Origin of the sequence: Volucribacter psittacicida, assembly GCF_004339025.1 — a bacterium.
Taxonomy (GTDB): domain Bacteria; phylum Pseudomonadota; class Gammaproteobacteria; order Enterobacterales; family Pasteurellaceae; genus Volucribacter; species Volucribacter psittacicida.
Genome location: NZ_SMFT01000007.1, coordinates 19678 through 36682, shown reverse-complemented (window position 1 = coordinate 36682; position 17005 = coordinate 19678). Strand labels below are relative to the sequence as shown.

Below are 17005 nucleotides of genomic sequence, written 5' to 3'. Positions count from 1 at the left end.
TTTTTATTCTATTTTAAACTTATAAAGCGGTTTTTAAGGCTAGACGAATTAACTGCTCACTATTCAGATCCGGTTTATTCACTTTTTTCACCATTTTTTCGGCTTCGGCAGGTTTATATCCCAAAGCGACTAAAGCTGAAATCGCCTCATCACATGGCTTATCATCAAGGGAAAAATCCATACTCGGGCTTGGTAAATGGCTACTTTGCACAAAAAATTCTGTTTTTTGTTGCTTAAACTTACCTTTTAACTCCACCAACAAACGCTCTGCCGTTTTTTTACCAACACCTGGGATTTTCACTAACTTGGATAGCTCCTCTCGCTCAATGGCATAAATAAATTCATCAACGGACATCGCGGATAATATAGCTAAAGCCAGTTTAGGCCCAACCCCATTGGTTTTGATTAATTCACGAAATAAAGTGCGGTCTGTTTTTTGTGCAAATCCAAATAATAAATGGGCATCTTCACGCACTACTAAATGCGTAAATAATGTGGCTTGCTGCCCCAGTTCGGGTAGGCTATAAAAACTCGTCATCGGCAATAATAATTCATACCCCACCCCTTGTACGTCAAGCAACACCTCAGGCGGCTGTTTTTCTAGCAAAATCCCTTGTAAACGACCTATCATACATTTCCCCAATTTATCGGCATAATGGGCTATATGATAAATAAAAACTGTATAAATAGCCAGATATTTTATTGTCGTTTAAATTTGAAATAAAGTAAGATAATACGCTGAAAATAATATACAAATAACACTACAAGGTGTGTACCAATGAAGTATTATCCCAAAACAGAATTGAGATAATTTTTGTAATTAAAGCAAAGTGGATTTTAATAAAGTTTTTTATCTAAAGTAAAAATCCTGTCAAGCTGACAGGATTTTGCCAAGAAAAGCGTAAATTAAGTTTACTTAATTTTACCAAAAATACATAAAATTACTTATTATAATACCAATTCACCCATAAAAATAACAGGATACCAATACTGGCAGTGATGCCCCCCACCATACCAATTTGCCCTAAGCCGAGATGTTGCATAACCTGATTACCCACTAATGCTCCAGCTCCTATGCCGATATTGTAAATCCCTGAATAAATGGACATTGCCACATCAGTGGCATCGGGGGCAAGTTGTAACACTCTGACTTGTAAACTTAAGCCTATACCAGAAATGCCAATCCCCCACAGAAAAATGAGAATAAACATCGCAAAACTATGATGACTTAATGGCAATAACAGCAATAATGAAACAACTAATAAGCCTAATAACAACAATAAAAATTTATTGGGGCTAAAACGATAGCAACGGTTAAAAATAAGGCTAGCGGTAATGCCTGATAAACCAAACACCAGTAATAAAGAGGTTGCCATTGTGCCTGACATTTGGCTAATGTTCAGCACAAAGGGTTCAATATAGCTATAGGCAGTGAAATGTGCCGTCACGATAATCATCGTTAATAAATATAATCCCACTAATAATGGACGTTTAAACAATACAGGAATACTGCTGACTGAACCTACATTTTTGCTCGGTAAACTAGGTAATAAGCGGATCATAACAAGCATAATCAGCAAGGCAAAAGCTCCAATAAGGGCAAAGGTTATTCGCCAGCCAAATAATTGCCCAACAATACGCCCAAGAGGTAAACCTAACACTAAGGCTAATGCGGTGCCGAGGGCTAATAAGGCGAGTGCTTGTGTTTTTTTATCTTTTGGCGCCACTCGCACTACCAATGACGCCGTTATCGCCCAAAATAAGGCATGAGCCAATGCAACGCCTATACGTCCTAGTAATAATATCCAAAAATTCCAAGCAAACACCGTCAGAATATGCCCAGCGATAAATAATAAGAAGATTTTGATTAATAAACGCCGCCGCTCTAGTTTAGCGGTTACTAACATAAAGGGTAAGGACATTAAAGACACAATCCAGGCATAAACCGTTATCATTAAACCTGTTTGTGATACGGGCATCGCAAAGCCTTGTGCAATATCCGACAATAATGCCACTGGGATAAATTCTGTGGTATTAAAAATAAATGCCGCACAAGCAAATGCAATCACACGATAATAGCCTATACGTTGTGCTTGTTGTTTTGATAACATAGTTTGCTCCGAGAATGAATAAAACTGATAATTATACACTTTTTATTTTAAAGTGTCTGTAACAAAACAAACAAATATGCAACACCATCTATCTTACAAAACCAAGTGCGGTATATTTTCCGTTTATAATAGTCATTTCAATTTAAAATAAAACAAGGCGGTACGCTAAAGAAAAACAAATAATACGGCGAAAATTCCCACGCCGTATTATTTTTAAAGTGGAAGGCTATTTAACGCGTAGACAACTGAAAAATCATACTTTCAGCTTGGCAGGAAAAGAGAAAATGCGCGGTTAATTGATAACCGTTTTCCACTTTCGTAATTTCACTATGAATTTCACAAGGATCCGTTTCTGCTTGTCTTGCTTTTTCTGTTAAATAAGTTAATGCTTGTTCGGCTTGTTGTTGAGTATCATATATTTGACTAAAATCAACGCCACAATCCTCATTATCAATCACTGTACCAACATCGACACAACAGCAGGCTTTTGCTTCTTCTGCTTTACATCTTAAATCACTCATAAGGCTCCCTTAATAGCTGAAAAATGGTTTTTAGTGTAGCAAAAGTTAATAATATTTTGCTATTTTTTATGCTTGGCTTTTGATCCATATCAAAGCAATGTGAAGATGAAAACATTTTCTTGTGGCGTATTCACTGGTCGGAACAGCATAAAAATCAATAAAATAAATTTGCACCAAGCTAACAGCTTATTTACAATCCGAGCCTTTAATAACACATATTAATAAAATTAGAAAAAGTTACATTAATTATTTTAAGGTCAAAAATATGAATAAGACTCGCATATTTAGTAAAACATTATTTGCCACTGCATTGTTAACCAGTTCAAGTGGTGCTTTTTCTGCTGCTTTCCAACTCGCCGAAGTCTCAACGGAGGGATTAGGGCGAGCTTATGCTGGGGAGGCTGCCATTGCCGAAAGTGCGAGCGTTGTTGCCACTAATCCTGCTTTAATGACTAAATTTAAACAAAATGCTTTTTCAGTGGGGGGCGTTTATATTGATTCAAGTATTCATTTAGATGGTCAAATTAATGCCCAAGCAAACCTTGCTGGAAACTCAATTACCCTAGCTAATGCTAATGCTAGCCAGAAAAATGTTGTTCCCGGAGCCTTTGTTCCTAACCTGTATTTTGTTACCCCTATCAATGATCGTTTTAGTGTTGGTGGTGGTATGAATGTAAATTTTGGATTAAAAAGTGAATATGCTGATGATTATGATGCAGGGATTTTTGGTGGAACTACGGATTTAACTGCCATTAATCTTAATTTAAGTGGGGCTTATAAAATTTCTCAAGGTTGGAGTGCAGGTTTAGGGCTAAATGTCATTTATGCAAAAGCAAAAATTGAACGTAATGCGGGGATTATTGATACAGCTTTAAATAATGCAATGGGCATTGCAGCTCAAAATCCAACATTGGTACAAAATATTAGTAGAGAACGACTCGCTATACTAAATTCTCTTAATTCTCAAGTAACTCCTGAATCCTCATTGGTTAGTTTACAAGGCGATGCTTGGGGAGCAAGTTGGAATGCGGGGCTATTATATGAATTTAACGAAAATAACCGCATTGGCTTTGCTTATCATTCCGCTTATGATCTTAATTTTAAAGATAACTCAGCCCAGAGTGTACAACTAACTAGCACAGGTATCGATATCAATTACACTGGAATAGGTCGTTTAAAACTCAAACTACCGGCTTATTGGGAAATTTCGGGTTACCATAAGTTAACGGATAAATTTGCGGTGCATTATAGTTGGAAATATACGGAATGGAGCCGTTTTAATCAATTAAGAGGGGTCTATAATGATGGTAAGCAAGCTTTTCAAAAAACCGAAAATTACCAAGATAATACACGTATAGCTTTAGGGGCAAGTTACGATATTAATGAAAAATTAACAGTTCGAGCAGGGATTGCTTATGATGAAGCTGCAGCACCTCGCTCTCATGCAAGTGCTTCTATCCCAGATACAGATAGAACTTGGTATAGTGCTGGCTTTACCTATCGTTTTACTCCAACACTTTCAATAGACTTTGGCTATGCTCATTTACGGGGTAAAAAAGTTCAATTTATTGAACAAACCACTATTGCTGATACCCTTACAGTACAAGCCAACTATACCTCAAAAGCAAGTGCTAATTTATATGGCTTAAATTTAAATTATCTTTTCTAATTGCTCATCAATATAAGATAATAAGCGTATTTCCTAGAAATACGCTTTTTCTATTTATTTAAAGTGAGATCATTATGATTTATTACAGTTATTATCCTTCTCCCGTTGGTAAATTATTAATGTTGGCACAGCATAATCAGCTAACCAATTTAGATTTTCAGCTTGAACAAAGCGACCTAAATCCCAAATGGCAAGAAAATAATCAATTACCTGTTTTTATTCAAACAAAATTATGTCTTGACCGCTATTTTGCTGGAGAAAAAGTTAATTTTAATGCGCTTCCTCTTTCTCCACAAGGTACACCTTTTCAACAGCAAGTGTGGCAAGTATTACAACAAATTCCTTATGGTGAAACCACGAGTTATGCCAGTATTGCTGAAAAAATTAATAATCCTAAAGCCATTCGAGCCGTGGGAGGTGCGGTAGGAAGTAATCCAATTAGTATTATTATTCCTTGCCATCGTGTTTTGGGAAAACATCGTACTTTAACGGGATTTGGAGGCGGACTTCCTGTTAAACGTCAATTACTCGCTCTTGAGCATATTGATTATATTGATAAAGGTGTGGAGTTTGTCAAACCAAAATTGTTGAAGAAGTATTATGTATAATGAAATAAACTACAAAGCCCTTTTTCAAGGGACTTGGTAGAAAAAATTAATTTAAAACTCACCGCCCTTTTGAATCAAAGGAATAAAAATCTTTACTCCCCAATAATCCCCTTAGCACAAGCATAAGCTGAGCTCCATGCCCATTGGAAATTGTAGCCGCCGAGCCAGCCTGTGACGTCTAGCACTTCGCCGATAAAATAAAGCCCTTTTACATTGTTGGCTTGCATGGTTTTTGAGGAGATGTCGTGGGTATCCACGCCGCCGAGGGTGACTTCTGCGGTGCGGTAGCCTTCTGTGCCATTTGGGGTAACTTGCCAATGATGAATAAGATTAACCAGATTTTTTAATTGTATGTTGCTTAAATTAGCGAGGCTTTGATCTTGAATGTGTCCTTGTTGTAACCATAATTCCACCAGTTTTTTGGGGAATAATCGGTTTAAGGCGGTTTTTAATTGTAATTTTGCCGATTGTTGGCGTAATTGGCTTAAATACTGGTCAATAGGCTGTTGTGGGAGTAAATCAATTTCAATGCTTTCATTTGGTTGCCAGTAGTTGGAAATTTGTAAAATGGCGGGGCCTGATAGCCCTCGATGGGTAAATAGCAGTTGGTTATTGAAAGATTGTCCTACTTGGCTTTTTACGCTGACAGGTAAGGATATGCCAGAAAGTGCGGTGTAATATTGATCTTTTTCTCGCCAAGTAAAGGGAACAAGGCTTGCCCTTGGGGTAATGACGTTTAAGCCGAATTGTTCGGCAATTTGATAGCCAAAGGCACTTGCTCCTAGGGCTGGCATAGATAACCCGCCTGTGGCGATGATGAGATGTGGCGTTTGCCATCGTTGTCCATTGGCTTGTAATTGGAAACCTTGAGCGGTGGCGGTAACTTGTTCTACTTTTTGACGTAAACAAATACTTACACCTGCCTTTTGACATTCTTGTTGTAACATAGCGACAATGTGTTCCGCCCCTTGATCGGTAAATAATTGTCCTTGTTCTTTTTCATGATAGGCTATGCCATATTCGGCGACTAAGGCGAGAAAATCCCATTGGTTAAACCCCGCTAAGGCGGATTTTACAAAATGGGGATTTTGGCTCAGATAATGTTGTGGGCTTATTTCAAGATTGGTGAAATTACAATAGCCGCCTCCTGACATTAAAATTTTACGTCCAATTTTTTTGCCATTATCTAAAATGGTAACCTGTTTACCTGCTTTTGCCAGTTGGCTAGCACAAAATAAACCTGCGGCACCTGCGCCAATAATGATAATTTCGCTGTTCATGGTTGTCTTGCTCGTTGTAATCCTTCTGCCATTTGCATACTTTGGATTATACTACGCCGTTCCACTGTACTGCGTCCACTATCTAAAATTTGTTGCCAAATGGTTAAGGCTTGTGCATAGTCGGCATTTAAAAAGGCTTCTGAGGCGAGTAAAGATAAGCTAGCGGTATCTAGCGGATCTTGGGCAAGGGCTTGTTGAAGCACTTGCTCCGTTTGTTCGGTCATTTTTTGCCCTGCTTGATAATATAAAACCGTTGCGATTGCGCCTAATATGTAGGGTTTGTCGCCCAGTAAGCGTTTTGCTCGCTGAAAGGATTCTAAGGCATTAGCAAATTCATTGTTAAATAAATAAAGTTGCCCTAATTGATACCAATTTTCGCCATCGTTGGGGTTTTGTCTTAGCCGATTTTGTACGTTAATGAGGTGTCTATCATTTTTTTGTTGGCTATTGCTTTGCATTAATTCGGCTTGTTGTGCTTTATTGGCTTGTAATCCTTGTTGTACCTGTTGATAGCGAGGGAGGCTAAAGTAATAAGTCAAGGCGGTAGCTAATACTAATAAGGCTAAGCAAAATGAAAAAATTGGGCGAAAACGCACCGCACTTAGGGGGCGATGGGTCGCATTATATTGTTCATCTTGCAGTAAACGTTGTGCCATTTCTTGACTGAGTTCAGTATCAGCGGATTGTTGGGCTTGATAAAGGGCAATGTTAGTTTGTTGGCGATGATTTTTTTGCCAATCAATAAACTTGGTCATTGGCACACAGAGCAAAACAAAAGTGCATAAACTAAATAAAATAAGCACAAACCAAAATAGCATTATTGTTTATCCTTTTGGGCAAGTAATTGAGCGAGGGCTTGTTGTTGCTGCGGCGTTAATGATGTTTGCGTTATGTTGGATTTACGGCGAATATGGTAAATCATCATCATTAGACCACAGGCTAATAGCAATAAGGGCAAGCCCCATAATAATAGGGTATTCCATTGTAAGGGCGGTTTGTATAGCACAAAAAGCCCAAATCTGTCAGTCATCAGTTGGATAATTTGCTGATTAGATTTGCCCTCTTCAATCATACGATACACTTCTAAACGTAAATCATAAGCAATAGGCGAATTTGACTCGACCAAGTTTTGATTTTGGCATTGGGGGCAACGTAAGGATTTGGCTAAGGCGACCGCTCTTGTGCGTTGTTCTGGGCTAGAAAATTGGAAAGTGTCCACCATTTCAGCTTGAACAGCGATACTGAGTAATAACCCGAGTATAATCAGTAATTTATTCTTCATTTTTTGTCCATTTTGCAATAATAGGTACAAAATGTTGTTGCCAACTTTGTTGATCCAGTAAACCTGAATGGCGATAGCGAATAATGCCATATTGATCCACTAAATAGGTTTCAGGGGCACCGTCCACGCCGAGATTTAAGGCGAATAGACCTTGTGGGTCAAATAAATTTAGCGTAAAGGGATTGCCCATTTTGGCTAACATTTCTAAGGCATTTTGTCGTTTATCTCGGTAATTTAACCCCACAATGGCGATATTTTGTTGTGATAAGTGGGTTAAAAAAGGGTGTTCTATTTTGCAAGCGGTACACCAACTCGCCCAAACATTGAGAATATACCATTGTTGGGGCAAATGTTGGTGAGTGAGTTGTTGTTGTGACTCAATTAAATCCGCTAAATAAAACTCGGGAACGGCTTTATCTATTAATGCCGAACTGATTTTTCGGGGATCTTGTTGTAAGCCTGCCAATAATAAGCCACAAATGGCGATAACCAAGATAAGTGGCAGAAATAAAAGTTTTCTATTCATTAGGTTGTTTCCATAAAGCCAATAGGGCAAGTAATGCCCCTATTGCCATTAATAATCCACCAAACCATAGCCAAGGCACAAAGGGTTTATAATGTAAGCGAAAGGCAAATTCATTGGGGGCAAGTTTATCGCCCATCACAATATAAAGGTCGCCAAACCAGCCTCGTTGTAAACCTACTTCGCTCATATTCATCGTTCTTACATCATAATGGCGGCGTTCGGGATAAAGTGCGGTCAGTTTTTGGTTATTTTTATAAATATGAAAAATGGCTTTTTCACTGGTAAAATTCTTGCCCAATTCATTGCGAAAGCCGAGGTAACGAAATTCATAACCATTTAACACCGCACTTTGTTGAGGCTTTAATCTTACGCCAATTTCGCTACCATAGTAACTATTCATAACGGCACCGATAACAGCAACCGCCACGCCTAGATGTGCCACCAACATCGCTTTACGTTGTAAAGGCAACTTAAACCAATTTTGCCATAAACAAGCCAGCAATAACCAAAAGGCTAGACTGACGAAAATAAAGGCGGAGAAATGAAATCTTAAGCTCGCTTCTTGGCATAATTGCAGCATAATAATGGTGGTGCTTAATCCTAATGCTGGCAATAATAGCAGGCTTAATTTGATGAAACGGCGTTGTGCAAATTTTTTCCAATGTGCCAATAATGCCAATAACATACCCAATAAAGCGAGAAAAATAAGGGGCGTAAATAGGCTATTAAAATAAGGTGCTCCTACGGAGATTGAGCCTAAGCCTAGGATGCTAAATAGCATAGGGTAGAATGTGCCAAGGAAAACGCAAAGGGTGGAGATACTCAATAAAATATTGACAAAGAGAAGTAGGCTTTCTTTGCTGAGTAAGGGAAAACGAGCAGAGCTTTTGACGAGTCTGACTTTAAAAGCAAATAAGCTGAGAGCAATGACTAACAATAAGAAAAACAGTAATAATAACGCACCGCCTCTGGCACTATCAATGGCAAAGGCGTGTACTGAGGTTAATGCCCCTGAACGCACGATAAATGTGCCTAATACACTTAAAGCAAAGGCAAAAATGGATAATAAAATTGTCCAATAACTAAAAATCCCGCGTTGTTGGGTGGCAATCAGAGAATGTAATAAGCCTAATCCTACTAACCAAGGCATTAATGAAGCATTTTCCACAGGATCCCAGAACCACCAACCGCCCCAGCCGAGTTCGTAATAAGCCCACCAAGATCCTAAGGCGATACCTAAGGTTAAAAATAGCCAAGATGCCAGTACCCAAGGGCGTATCCAACGTGCTAAGGCGGCATCAAGATGTCCGCTGAGTAAGCCCGCCAAGGTCAAGGCAAAATTAACGGCAAAGCCCACATAGCCAAAATAGAGTAATGGCGGATGAAAGATTAACCCTATATCCTGCAACATTGGATTGAGATCACGCCCTTCTAAAGGGGAAGGGAATAATCTGATAAAGGGATTGGATAATAATAAGATAAATAGGCAAAAAGCGAGGCAAATTAGCCCAAGAATCGCCAGAGAACGGGCGGCAATAAGGGGATCATAACGGCGACTTTGCCAAGCAAAGGCGGTTAGCCATAAGCTCAGAGAAAATAGCCAAAAAAGCATTGAACCTTCATGCCCGCCCCAAGTTGCGCCGATTTTGAATAACAGGGGGAGTTGAGAATTTGAATGGGCGGCAACATATTCTAAGGAAAAATCATTAACCACAAAGCCATAAACTAAACAGGCAATGGCAATAATGCTAAATAAAGCCACTAAATAGCTTAAATTCCACGCACTACTGATAAGTTGAGCATTATGTTTATAAATGCCGATATGGGGCAAAATGGATAACAATAATGCAAACAGAGTGGTAAAAATTAATGCAATAAAACCTAATTCTGCAATCATTTCGTTATCCATTGATTAAGTGGTTATGCGATGGTGAGTTGTCCCGCATAAAGAATAAAGTAACGCAAACATAATACGCCAATTAAATCACAAATGGAGACAAAAATAATAAAATGGCGATTATATTTTAATTTATCGCTGACAGCGAGATTTCCCAGCAAAGGAATTAAAATCCCGATAAACATAATGCCTATCCAGAAAATACCGCCCCAAAATCCGCTCAAGGCATTGTACATGGCAACGGTTTTTTGTCCGCCACCAAAATGCAAGCCAGCAAAAAAGCACACAATTAGGAATAGCTCCGCCAGCATAATTGGCACTTCAAATTTATGCATAAAATGGACTTCGTCAGAATGTCCTTTCAATTTGCCTAGGGTTAAAATCAGGATAAACACCATAGCAATACCTGATGACGAACCTGAGGCAAGGAATAAAGCAGGCAATACAGGGTTATTTAACATTGGATAGCTAATTAAGGCGGACAATAAAAAGCCCGTATAAGCCCCTAACAATACTGCCAAAACCAATAATAATGACTCTAACCAACGCTCAAACCGCTGTAAAACATTAAGCCAATTTACCACAAAGGATAATTTAGGTATAAAGCGTTGCAACAGCGCACCAATTTCTTGCCGAAAAATAATGCCGATCCAAACAAATACCGATGCCATATAAATTTGGAATAGCATTACCCCCATAGACATTACAGAATTGAATTGGTAATTAAACATTAAATACCAAAACGTCCAAGGCTTGGTTAAATGGAAAATTAACAACAATAATCCAATAATCACTGTACTTGGGGCTAAAATCGCTGCACTACGAATAATCCAATTTTCGCTAGGTTTGGCTAATTGACGATGACGTTTATATAAAACCGCCAATAATAATGACCCTGAGGAAATGCCTAATAAAAACAAATAAATGGCAATGGTTGAATCCCAAACTAAATTAGGGGTATGAAAAGGAACAGGATAATCTAAGGTCATCGTCTTGGCTCCCCATATTGGAATGGAATATGATATAAATTAGGTTGTGTACCAAGCTCCACTTTGGTGCGATAAACAGGATTGCTTTTTACTTTTTTTGCCACCGCACTTTGTGGATCATTCATATCGCCAAAGGTCAGCGCCTTGGTTGGACAAGCCTCCACACAAGCAGGTTGTTTACCTTGGGCTAAATTGGTATCTCGGCAGAAATTACATTTATCCGCACTTTTATGCACAGGGTGAATAAAACGGACACGATAAGGGCATACTGCAATGCAATATTGACAACCCACACACAGATCCTTATGCACATCAACAATACCTGTACTTTTATCAATAAAAGACGCCCCTGTAGGACAAACGGACACACAAGGGGCATTGGTACAATGCTGACAAGATTGGCGGAAAAATTGATATTTCTGATTAGGAAACTCGCCATAGGGTTCACTGCGTAAAATTTCTAGTCGAGATACCCCTTCAGGTACATTATTGACATCACGACAAGCGTCCATACAAGCGGTGCAACCAATACAAGCGGTTTCATCATGCACCATGGCATAGCGTATCTTTTGACTGGATTGATTTTCCTTTGCAGAGGATTTCCCCGCAATACCTGACACAACAGCTAAGGCTCCCATGCCAGCAATAAAGTTTCGGCGTGAGCAAGTCATTGATTATCCTTTTGTTGTTCCAGTTTTTGTTCTAAACGCTGTTGCTGTTTGCCATGACAATCCACACAAAGTTTCACTTGATCACGATGAGGAATATCAGACATCGCATCTTTTTTCGGGTGTAAGGTATGGCAACTTGCACAAGGTAATTTCATCGCGTGTACATCATGTGCCCATAGGGTTTCGCGTAATTTATCAGGTTGATGACAAGCAAAGCACACTTGATTTTGCTGTTCCGCACTATACATCGGCAATTTCTCGCCGAAAATATCGCCCTCAAATCGCATCACATCTTTTGCACCGCGGCGATGATTTTCACTAATATTGCCATGACAACTTACACAAGTAATCGGCTCACCAGTATTTGGGCTTTGTTTGCTTAAATGAATACCATGAAATTTACCTGCGTGAAAAACACCACCAGATTGCCCCTCCTCGCCTTCAAATTTATGGCATTTAGCACAATATTGATTAGGATCACGCTGATGTTCTAAGGAAGGCTCATAGCTTAATCCATCATTTGCTTGGCTATTCATAGATAACAATGCCATGAATACTAAGCCCAAGGCATACCAAACCTGCTTAATAGAATGAATCATCTTATTTCTACACATTGTTTTTACCTCAAAAATAGGGGGAAAACAGACCGCACTTTATACAACCTAAAAGAGCGGTCGCTTTTTAAATTATTTTTTATCCTCTGGAAGTAAGCCTTTCGCTTTTGCTTCCTTATCCCATTGAGGTACCACTGTTTTTAAGAATTCATCTTTTGCTTTACGTTCAGCATCAATATCAATACCTGTGGCTGCCCAGGCTTTTTCCGCCGTAGAAATATCAGGGATTTTCACTGGCTCTGTTACCCCATGTTTGGCTAAAACACGAGCGAGTTTCACACGAGCATCCGCCGCTTTATCCAAGCCAGTGCCTAACACATGTAAAATTACCTCAGGTGCGTGCATATGCCCACCATGCCCAGCGGCAGAATAATCCCAACGCCATTGTGCATGACGAATATCCACTAAAGCAGGTTCCATTTCTTGCTTTGTCGCCCCAGCATTCCAAGCGGCTTGTGCTTCAAAATGTGCGTGAACCAACTGATCTTCTAAACGTACCATCACGTCTTTAATTTCTTTTTTACGAGATTTCACAATATTTTGTAGGGTTTCTTTACTCTGATCGTGGCAATTTGCACAGGTGTTCTCAAATGAATCAAACGGATTACCAATTTTATGATCGGTAAAGACTTTACCGTCCGCCCCTTTAACTTTTGGCATATGGCAATCAATACAGGTTACCCCATTTTTCCCATGCATCCCCAACATCCAAGTTTCATAATCTGGGTGCTGCGCTTTTAACATTTGGGCTTTAGAAATCTTATGCGTCCAGTCAGTAAAGCCAATTTCATCATAATGTTGCTCAATGGCATCAGCCGTTACCCCTTTCTCCCAAGGGAAGGTCACTTGTTTTAAATCGCCCGCAAAATAATACTCCACATGGCAATTAGCACAAATTGCCGCACGTTGATCCGTACGATCTAAACCATTAAAAGACATATCTAATTTATCTAAGGCTCTTAATACATGAGGACGAGCTATTCTTAAAGCAGGTTTACCTTGAGCAAACTCCTCTGAACCTGTATCGTGACAGTCAGCACAACCAATGGCATTTACCACTTCAGCCCCACCTTTTGACCATTTACCACTAAAATAGCCCTCTTCGCCCCATTCTGCAATTAAACGAGCCACATCAGGGCCTTTACAAGTCCAACAAGCCATAGGCTGCGCATCGCCTGTTACACCAGGTGCACCTGTCCGCAAAATATTACGCACATCAATCACAGAATAGAAATGCCCACGCGGTTTATTATATTCTTTAGCGAAAGCATATCCTGCCCATAAAATCACCGTACGAGGATCTTCCACATTTACCGAATCAATGGCATCAGATTGCGCAGTATCTGCCCAAGTTTGATATTGTTTTGGATATTTTTCCGCAAATTGATGATTTGCAGACTCCACAACCAACTCAGGATTAGCAGGCTTAACTTCTTGTTCAATCGGGGTATATTTAAACTCTGCAATAGCTTGTGATGGCAACATATAAGCTAACAAAGCTGTTGTTATAGCAAGGCTCTTAGTTAGGACGTTCACGATAATTACTCCATAAATTTTAACCATGGTTAATGGATAAGATGTCATTTAGAAATGAGAATATTTATCATTAAAAACAATAAGATAAATAATTAATTTAAATTTATGCAAAGCTAAAATACCAAAAACCCCTATAGCTTGCTCAATTATGTGAACTTTCCTTGTTTTTGATCAATTTTTTTAAGCTAAGTGTTTAATTTATAATAGGTTTATACCTATAAAGAGGTATGCACTTATCATTAAGTGCGGTAAGTTTTACATTTATTTTATTTAAGGTTTTATAAACTGTAGTCGTTTCAATTTAAAATTAGGCAAGAGGAGATGTCTAAAATGGCACAAAGTCTACGATGTGGTAGGTATTTTAAAGCAAATCGCACTATAAAAATGCGACGAGATTTCGCATTACTATTTAATAACTACTATATCTAGTTAGTAAGCCAATCTATAACACTATATACTGATAAAAAATAATAAAAATTTTTCTTTAAAAATCAAGCACTCTCAGTTCAATACTTAATCTAATATTTTTGTCAAGAATTGCACTGCAAAAAAATATGAATACAATATAGAGTTTCATCAACTATCAATCTATTAAACAAAAACTATGGCTCGCAATCTCTTTGAAAAACGTATTCAAATTAAACCCTATGAATACCCAGAACTCCTTGAATTTAAAGATGCTATCCGCCATTCTTACTGGCTACATACTGAATTTAACTTCACTGGAGATATACAAGATTATCACACCAACATTGATGATCACGAACGTCAAGTATTAACCCGCACCATGCTCGCGATTTCACAAATTGAAGTAAATGTGAAACGTTTCTGGGGCGATCTTTACCGTTATTTTCCTAAGCCTGAAATTGATGATGTCGGCGGCACCTTTGCGGAAAGTGAAGTACGCCATAAAGATGCTTATTCTTTCTTATTAGAAAAGCTCGGCTTAAATCAAATGTTTTCACAAATTACTGAAATTGAACCTTTAATGAATCGTATTCGTTATATGGAAGACTTTATGCGTGATAAAGATGCAGGCAAGGATCGCTTTGTGCTTTCTTTGGTGCTTTTCTCGCTGTTTGTGGAACATATTTCCTTATTTGGACAATTTTTAATTATGATGTCTTTTAATAAACATAAAAATTTATTTAAGGGCATTTCTAATGCGGTAGAAGCCACTTCAAAAGAAGAAGAAATTCATGGGCGTTTTGGTATTGCCCTTTATGATATTCTGGCTAAAGAGCATAGCGATCTCTTTACCGCTGAATTTTATGCTGAATTAAAAACACTTGCTAATCAAGCACTTGAGGCAGAGCGTAGTATTCTGGCTTGGATTTTTGAGCAAGGAGATTTAAGTTTTATTAAGCGTAGTACGGTAGAAAATTATATTACCAATCGCTATAACGCCTCTTTAGTGGCTTTAGGTTTGGAGCCGATTTATTCTGTAAATGAGCAGGAATTAAAACAAACTGAGTGGTTTGATATAGAAATTCTTTCAACTAAAGAAACAGATTTCTTTAACAAACGTAGTACTGATTATAGTAAAAAAATGAAACAAATTACTGCCGATGACTTATTCTAATACTGAACGCCCAGACTTCCACTGGCTTAATGATGATAGCCGTTTGTTTTTGCAACGTGGCTATTTATTGGAAGGTACCACTGCCATTGATCGTATTCGCTTTATTGCGGATTATGCTGAAAAAAAATTAGGTATCGAGGGCTATGCCGATAAATTTTACTATTATATGGCGAGAGGTTATTTTTCCTTATCTTCGCCAATTTGGTCAAACTTCGGTCTAGATCGTGGCTTACCGATTTCTTGTTTTGGTAGCTATATTGGCGACTCCATTCATGAAATTATGCTTACCACCGCCGAAGTGGGTATGATGAGTAAAATTGGTGGTGGCACATCAGCCTATTTTGGCGATATTCGTCCACGTGGAAGCACCATTAAAAACAATGGTAAATCCGATGGTTCATTCAATTTCAGCAAATTATTTGATACCGTTATTGATGTAATTTCACAAGGCACATCACGCAAAGGGCAATTTGCGGGCTACATTGATATTGAGCATGGCGATATTAATGAATGGTTAGATATTCATACTGAGGGCAACCCTATTCAATTAATGTATTATGGGGTTTGTGTTGGGCATGAATGGCTAGAATCAATGAAAGCCGGTGATCCTTATAAACGCCAGCTTTGGGCAAAATTATTGCAGCGTAAAACCGAAACAGGGATTCCTTATATCTTCTTTAAGGACAACGCTAACGCAGGGCGTCCTGATGTCTATAAAGATAAAAATATGGTGGTACACGCCTCTAATTTATGTACCGAAATTATGCTACCTGCCAGCAATGATGAAAGTTTCGTTTGCTGCTTATCTTCAATGAACCTACTTTATTTTGATGAGTGGAAAGATACGGATGCACCAGAAGTCTTGACCTATTTCTTAGATGTGGTGATGTCAGAGTTTATTGAGAAAAGTGCTGAAATTCCATTCTTAGATCGGGCTAACCGTTTTGCACGCCGTCATCGCGCCTTAGGATTAGGGGTATTAGGTTGGCATAGTTATTTGCAAGCCAATAATATTGCTTTTGATAGCTTTGAAGCAATGCAAAAAAATAATTTGATTTTTAAAACCTTGCAACAAAAAACCTTAAAAGCCTCACAAGAGTTAGCGAAACGCTTTGGTGAACCTGAGTTATTAAAAGGCTATGGACGCCGTAATACCACCTTAATGAGTATTGCACCAACCAAATCCAGTAGTTTTATTTTGGGTAGTGTATCGCCATCAGTGGAGCCTTTTAAATCTAACTATTATGTAAAAGATTTAGCCAAAATTAAAACCGTTTATAAAAACCCATTCTTACAAAAATTATTGCAAGAAAAAGGCTTGGATAATGAACAAATTTGGGAAAGTATCCTACTTAATGATGGCTCAGTTCAACATCTTGAGGAGTTATCTCAACAAGAAAAAGAAGTCTTCAAAACTTTCTCTGAAATTAGCCAATTAAGCGTGATTCAACAAGCGGCACAACGACAAAAATACATTGACCAAGGGCAAAGTATTAACATTATGATCCACCCAGCAACACCAGCAAGGGATCTAAATAAACTTTACCTTACCGCAGAAGAATTAGGACTGAAATCCATTTATTATCAATACTCTATGAGTGCGGCACAGGTGTTTAATCGTAATTTGTTGAGTTGTAGTAGCTGTGAAGGGTAATAAAAATACGGTATATTTTTGAAGTTTCTTAAATATACCGTATTTCTTTTTATTAACGATTAAAA

Annotated in this window: 16 protein-coding genes; 4 read left to right on the top strand and 12 right to left on the bottom strand. The window is 38.4% G+C overall.

Annotated elements, in window-relative coordinates:
• Positions 1 to 19: 19 nt before the first annotated feature.
• From ruvA to EV694_RS10340, 3 genes are all read right to left on the bottom strand, one after another.
• Positions 20 to 631 carry a Holliday junction branch migration protein RuvA gene (gene ruvA / locus EV694_RS10350; protein ID WP_132692231.1) on the bottom strand — a complete coding sequence of 204 codons (612 nt, stop codon included), beginning with the start codon at positions 629 to 631 and terminating at the stop codon, positions 20 to 22.
• A 310-nt stretch (positions 632 to 941) separates the two neighbouring features.
• Entirely contained in the window at positions 942 to 2111 is a 1170-nt protein-coding gene (locus tag EV694_RS10345) for a sugar transporter (protein WP_132692229.1), read from the bottom strand.
• A gap of 230 nt (positions 2112 to 2341) precedes the next feature.
• Positions 2342 to 2632, bottom strand: coding sequence for a YfcZ/YiiS family protein (locus EV694_RS10340; RefSeq protein WP_132692227.1), 291 nt, complete (start codon positions 2630 to 2632; stop codon positions 2342 to 2344).
• Positions 2633 to 2897: 265 nt separating this feature from the next.
• Here EV694_RS10340 and EV694_RS10335 point away from each other — a divergent pair, with 265 nt between their 5' ends.
• Both EV694_RS10335 and EV694_RS10330 read left to right on the top strand, forming a co-directional pair.
• Positions 2898 to 4301 carry an outer membrane protein transport protein gene (locus EV694_RS10335; RefSeq protein WP_132692225.1) on the top strand — a complete coding sequence of 468 codons (1404 nt, stop codon included), beginning with the start codon at positions 2898 to 2900 and terminating at the stop codon, positions 4299 to 4301.
• A gap of 74 nt (positions 4302 to 4375) precedes the next feature.
• Positions 4376 to 4909 (top strand): methylated-DNA--[protein]-cysteine S-methyltransferase, encoded by a 534-nt coding sequence (locus EV694_RS10330; RefSeq protein ID WP_424580066.1) that lies wholly within the window; start codon positions 4376 to 4378, stop codon positions 4907 to 4909.
• Positions 4910 to 5001: 92 nt separating this feature from the next.
• Here the strand turns inward: EV694_RS10330 and EV694_RS10325 are convergent, their stop codons facing one another.
• The 9 genes from EV694_RS10325 to nrfA all read right to left on the bottom strand — a co-directional run bounded on the left by EV694_RS10325 (position 5002) and on the right by nrfA (position 13731).
• Positions 5002 to 6189: a BaiN/RdsA family NAD(P)/FAD-dependent oxidoreductase gene (locus tag EV694_RS10325; RefSeq protein WP_132692221.1), complete on the bottom strand. Its 1188-nt coding sequence runs from the start codon at positions 6187 to 6189 to the stop codon at positions 5002 to 5004.
• Positions 6186 to 7007: a tetratricopeptide repeat protein gene (locus EV694_RS10320; protein ID WP_132692219.1), complete on the bottom strand. Its 822-nt coding sequence runs from the start codon at positions 7005 to 7007 to the stop codon at positions 6186 to 6188. The genes EV694_RS10325 and EV694_RS10320 overlap by 4 nt, the downstream gene beginning before the upstream one ends.
• On the bottom strand, positions 7007 to 7471 hold the full coding sequence (gene nrfF / locus EV694_RS10315; RefSeq protein WP_132692217.1) for a heme lyase NrfEFG subunit NrfF: 465 nt from the start codon (positions 7469 to 7471) through the stop codon (positions 7007 to 7009). The genes EV694_RS10320 and nrfF overlap by 1 nt, the downstream gene beginning before the upstream one ends.
• Positions 7461 to 7997, bottom strand: a complete 537-nt coding sequence (locus EV694_RS10310) for a DsbE family thiol:disulfide interchange protein (protein ID WP_132692215.1) — start codon at positions 7995 to 7997, stop codon at positions 7461 to 7463. The genes nrfF and EV694_RS10310 overlap by 11 nt, the downstream gene beginning before the upstream one ends.
• Positions 7990 to 9894, bottom strand: coding sequence for a heme lyase NrfEFG subunit NrfE (gene nrfE, locus EV694_RS10305; RefSeq protein ID WP_132692213.1), 1905 nt, complete (start codon positions 9892 to 9894; stop codon positions 7990 to 7992). The genes EV694_RS10310 and nrfE overlap by 8 nt, the downstream gene beginning before the upstream one ends.
• A 23-nt stretch (positions 9895 to 9917) precedes the next feature.
• Complete coding sequence (gene nrfD, locus EV694_RS10300; protein WP_132692211.1) at positions 9918 to 10883, bottom strand: cytochrome c nitrite reductase subunit NrfD; 966 nt, start codon at positions 10881 to 10883, stop codon at positions 9918 to 9920.
• Positions 10880 to 11554 carry a cytochrome c nitrite reductase Fe-S protein gene (gene nrfC / locus EV694_RS10295; RefSeq protein WP_132692209.1) on the bottom strand — a complete coding sequence of 225 codons (675 nt, stop codon included), beginning with the start codon at positions 11552 to 11554 and terminating at the stop codon, positions 10880 to 10882. The genes nrfD and nrfC overlap by 4 nt, the downstream gene beginning before the upstream one ends.
• Positions 11551 to 12153 carry a cytochrome c nitrite reductase pentaheme subunit gene (nrfB, locus tag EV694_RS10290; RefSeq protein WP_424580067.1) on the bottom strand — a complete coding sequence of 201 codons (603 nt, stop codon included), beginning with the start codon at positions 12151 to 12153 and terminating at the stop codon, positions 11551 to 11553. Before nrfB ends, nrfC begins: the two co-directional genes overlap by 4 nt.
• Positions 12154 to 12240: 87 nt before the next feature.
• Positions 12241 to 13731, bottom strand: coding sequence for an ammonia-forming nitrite reductase cytochrome c552 subunit (gene nrfA, locus EV694_RS10285; RefSeq protein ID WP_132692283.1), 1491 nt, complete (start codon positions 13729 to 13731; stop codon positions 12241 to 12243).
• A gap of 577 nt (positions 13732 to 14308) precedes the next feature.
• On the opposite strand from nrfA, the gene EV694_RS10280 reads away from it, so the two are divergent.
• Positions 14309 to 15286: a ribonucleotide-diphosphate reductase subunit beta gene (locus tag EV694_RS10280; RefSeq protein WP_132692205.1), complete on the top strand. Its 978-nt coding sequence runs from the start codon at positions 14309 to 14311 to the stop codon at positions 15284 to 15286.
• A complete protein-coding gene (locus tag EV694_RS10275) occupies positions 15273 to 16940 on the top strand; it encodes a ribonucleoside-diphosphate reductase subunit alpha (RefSeq protein ID WP_132692203.1) in 1668 nt (555 codons plus the stop codon). The genes EV694_RS10280 and EV694_RS10275 overlap by 14 nt, the downstream gene beginning before the upstream one ends.
• The last annotated feature ends 65 nt before the right edge of the window (positions 16941 to 17005 follow it).